Here is a 3,666-nt window from a genome sequence, read left to right on the forward strand (position 1 = left end):
CGGGGGTTCACGGGTTGTTTTTCACCCCCCCAGTCCTCCCCCCCCCGGAAGGGGGCCCGCCGGCGGCCCCCCTTGCCCGGGGCGATGGCTCAACGGCCGTAGTAGGTCTCGAAGTTCTTGGAGAACTCGCCGCCGTTGAAGCCGTCCCAGTTGATCGACCAGGCCATCAGCCCGCGGAGGGCGGGCCAGCTGCCGTGGGGCTCATAGCCGCCGCAGTCGCTCTTCTTCGTCAGGCAGTTGAGGGCCTTGGTCACATCGCCGGGCGTGGTGTGGCCGTTGCCCGCGTTGGGGCTCGCGGGCAGGCCTATCGCCACCTGGGACGGGTCCAGTGCGGGGAAGACGTTGTCGGCGTTGCCCGCGACGGGGAAGCCGCTGAGCAGCATGTCGGTCATCGCGACATGGAAGTCGGCGTTGCCCATGGTGTGGAACTGGTTGTCGAGCCCCATGATCGGTCCGGAGTTGTAGTCCTGGACGTGCAGCAGGGTGAGATCGTCCCGCAGCGCGTGGATGACCGGCAGATACGCCCCGGAGCGGGGGTCCTGGCCGCCGGAGGCGCCCGAGCCGTAGAACTGGTAGCCCAGCTGTACGAAGAAGGTTTCCGGAGCCATGGTGAGGACGAAGTCGGATCCGTACTTCGCCTTGAGCGACTTCACGGCCGCGATGAGATTGACGATCGCGGGGGTCTTCGGGTTCTTGAAGTCGGTGTCGCCGTCGTCCAGCGACAGCGAGTGGCCCTCGAAGTCGATGTCGAGGCCGTCCAGTCCGTACTTGTCGATGATCGCCCCGACCGACTCGACGAACTTGTCGCGGGCGGCGGTGGTGGTGAGCTGCACCTGGCCGTTCTGCCCGCCGATGGATATCAGCACCTTCTTGCCCGCGGCCTGCTTGGCCTTGATGGCCGCCTTGAACTCGTCCTCCGACTCGACGTTCGGGCATTCGCTCTGGGGGCAGAGGCTGAAGCGGATGTCGCCGGAGGTGGTGGAGGTGGGTTCGCCGAAGGCCAGGTCGATGATGTCCCAGCTGTCGGGGACATCGGCCATCTTGGTGTATCCGGAGCCGTTGGCGAAGCTCGAGTGCAGATAGCCCACGAGCGCGTGGTCGGGGAGTGCCGCCTTCGTGGCGGCGGAGGTGGTACCCGCGTCGGCGGTCGTCGTCGAGACCGTGGCGAGCAGCCCGGCCGCGGCGACGGAGGCGCACACGCCGGTCAGGACCCTCTTGCTCAAGGGGAAACGGAGGCTCATGGGGGCCGCTCCTTGGTGTGGGGGGAAGGCGGAGCTGAAGTGTGTGGGGAGAGGGGGAGGGATGGACGGGAGACATGGGGGAGGTTGCGCGCCCACGAGACAACAGGACTAGACCACTAGTGTCAATGGTCCGGACCAAATCGGGCAGCGGATCTTCACGTTCAGTGTTGCGTCGCCGCGGCGTTTGCTCCATGGGTGGTCGGCCGTATGCGTTAGGAGCGGGCGGTGGCCGCGGCCGGATGCGACGCGGGTGGAATCGGCGGCGGCCCGAACACCTCGGTGAGTACGTCGAGTTGGGTGCCGATCGTGGCAAGGGCCGCCAAGGCCACGGCCGCCTCCGGTCCGGTGGGGTGGGCCTTCGTCGGTGGAGCCGAGGCGGGGGTGTCGGGTGGTGCCGGGCGGCGGCCGATGGCGCGGCGTACGGCGAGTGTGTGCGCCGCCACCTCGTCACGCCGCGCGCGCAGGCCCGGGTCGTCGGCGAGGGCGTCCGGCCTGGATGTGACGGCGGTGGCGAGATCGCCGACCGGTTCGGCGCAGTGCCGCAAGGCCGCCACGGCACGCAGCGCGTCGACGCTCCGCCGTCGCCGCACGGACAGCGCACGGGGCAGGGGCGGCGCGGCCAGGGTCCGCAGCGGCGCGGTGGTCACACCCAGTTGCTCGACGCGGTGACAGAAGCGGGCGTGGGCCATGCGGACGGCCCGGCCGTCGCGCCAGTCGGCTTCCAGCAGTTCGGTCAGCGCGGCCAGCGCGGCGGCGGTGCGGGCCCGCACCGCCGAAGAGGTGCGGATCGGCAACACCAGCCACGACGCCGCGATGCCGAGGACCGCGCCGACCGCGATCCCCGCCAGCCGCGTGTGCAGCAAGCCCCCCGGGCTCTGCCCGAACCAGTCGTAGAGCAGTGACAGTACGGCCGTGACACAGCCCGCCCAGTACGCGTAGCTCAGCTCCCGCAGCCAGGTGGCCACCGCCAGCACCGCGAAGATCAGCACCACCGCGGCGTCCGAGCGGGGTCCGAACGATCCGGTGAGGGCGCCCGCCGCCACCGTGCCGACCGCGGCACCGACCGTCCGCCACACCCCCTTCACCAGCACATCCGCCCGGCTTCGCGCACCGCTGCAGACCAGGAACGCGGTGAGGACCACCCAGGTCCAGTGGTCCGGCCACAGCGTCCGGCCCACGGCGAACGCCGCCGCCAGCGCGACCGCCATCTGCGACGCCATCCGGGTGCCGGCCGGTATCCCGCCACGCCGTGCCCCGGCCGCTGCCGCGGCCACTTCGGCAGCCGGTGGCCTGCGGATGAGCCGGGTGCGCTGCGCCACCCACGTCAGCAGTGCTCCCCAGACGACCGCGACCAGCGCCATCACCGCCGCCCACCCGGTGCGCTCGTGCCCGCCCGCGGGCCCGGCGCCACCGGGCACGACCAGGACGGCGACCAGCGGCAGGGCGAGGAGAGTGCCCACCCGCGTGGCGCGCACTCCGAACCGCCGCAACCAGATCGCCCCGGCCGCGCCCACGGCGAAGACCACGTCACCCACGGTGGGATGGCGCTGGAGCAACGTGGTCAACTCCGCTCCGCCGGCCGCCGCGCACGGCAGCACGACACACGCCGGCAGCCGGTCGGTGTGGTCCAGGACTTGCTGCACCCGCCCGAGAGCGGAGGCGATCACGACGGCCTGTACGACGCTGTCAGCGCAGCCCGGCCGCATGCTCGATGAGCAGCGCCCAGCCGTACGTACCGAGCACGGTGGCCATGGTCACGGCGGTCGCCCGCAGACGCAGCCACTTCGGGTCGAAGCGCGGTGCCCGACGCAGCCGCGTCAAGAACGTAAGCATTGCGTAGCATCACCGCCGGGGGCCGACCTGAGGATGAGCCCTAGCGTAAACCCAACCGGTGGCATTTAGTAAGTGATAGCTTAGCGATGTGGCAGCAGAGCAACCAGCACACGAGAACCTGTCCGCCGGGATTCGGCAGGGCGTGGTCCGGCTCGCCCGCAGGCTGAGCGCGGAGCGCCCCGCGGAGGGGCTCAGCCTCAACAAGAGCAGCGTCCTCGGCCACTTGCGGCGCAACGGGCCCATGTCGGCCGGTGCCCTCGCCGCCGCCGACCGTCAGCAGCCGCAATCCCTGACCCGGGTCTTCGCCGAACTCCAACGCGACGGCCTGATCAGCCGGACCCGTGACGACCGGGACGGCCGACAGCAGCTGCTGGAGATCACGGAGGCGGGCCGCGAGGCCCTCGCCCGCGACATGGCGCAGCGCGACGCATGGCTCGACACCGCGCTCACCGGCCTCAATGAGACCGAGCGCCAGGTTCTGCTGCTCGCCGCCCGCCTGATGGACCGCCTCGCCGACTCTTGAGGGTGGGGCCCGGGGGGACCGGCTTGTGGGGTGGGGACCCGACCCGCGCGCGGGAGGCGGGGGGGGGGT

4 protein-coding genes are annotated in these 3,666 nt (G+C 71.2%); 1 reads left to right on the forward strand and 3 read right to left on the reverse strand.

Features of this window, described 5'->3' with window-relative positions:
- Window positions 1-89: 89 nt before the first annotated feature.
- The 3 genes from ACFXB5_RS43325 to ACFXB5_RS43335 all read right to left on the reverse strand — a co-directional run bounded on the left by ACFXB5_RS43325 (window position 90) and on the right by ACFXB5_RS43335 (window position 3,062).
- Window positions 90-1,241: a chitinase gene (locus tag ACFXB5_RS43325; RefSeq protein ID WP_385219167.1), complete on the reverse strand. Its 1,152-nt coding sequence runs from the start codon at window positions 1,239-1,241 to the stop codon at window positions 90-92.
- 212 nt (window positions 1,242-1,453) lie between these two features.
- Window positions 1,454-2,908 (reverse strand): FUSC family protein, encoded by a 1,455-nt coding sequence (locus ACFXB5_RS43330; RefSeq protein WP_385219169.1) that lies wholly within the window; start codon window positions 2,906-2,908, stop codon window positions 1,454-1,456.
- A 19-nt stretch (window positions 2,909-2,927) separates the two neighbouring features.
- Window positions 2,928-3,062 carry a hypothetical protein gene (locus tag ACFXB5_RS43335; protein WP_385219170.1) on the reverse strand — a complete coding sequence of 45 codons (135 nt, stop codon included), beginning with the start codon at window positions 3,060-3,062 and terminating at the stop codon, window positions 2,928-2,930.
- Between the two features lie 100 nt (window positions 3,063-3,162).
- Here ACFXB5_RS43335 and ACFXB5_RS43340 point away from each other — a divergent pair, with 100 nt between their 5' ends.
- The gene (locus tag ACFXB5_RS43340) at window positions 3,163-3,597 is read left to right on the forward strand and encodes a MarR family winged helix-turn-helix transcriptional regulator (protein ID WP_385219172.1); all 435 of its coding nucleotides are present in this window, start codon (window positions 3,163-3,165) and stop codon (window positions 3,595-3,597) included.
- Window positions 3,598-3,666 lie beyond the last annotated feature (69 nt).

The organism is Streptomyces sp. NPDC059455 (genome assembly GCF_042750115.1).
Taxonomy (GTDB): Bacteria; Actinomycetota; Actinomycetes; order Streptomycetales; family Streptomycetaceae; genus Streptomyces; species Streptomyces endocoffeicus.

What these genes read in the sequence shown, in the direction of transcription:
- ACFXB5_RS43325 (WP_385219167.1), bottom strand. Translation starts at nt 1,241, where the DNA reads ATGAGCCTCCGTTTCCCCTTGAGCAAGAGGGTCCTGACCGGCGTGTGC.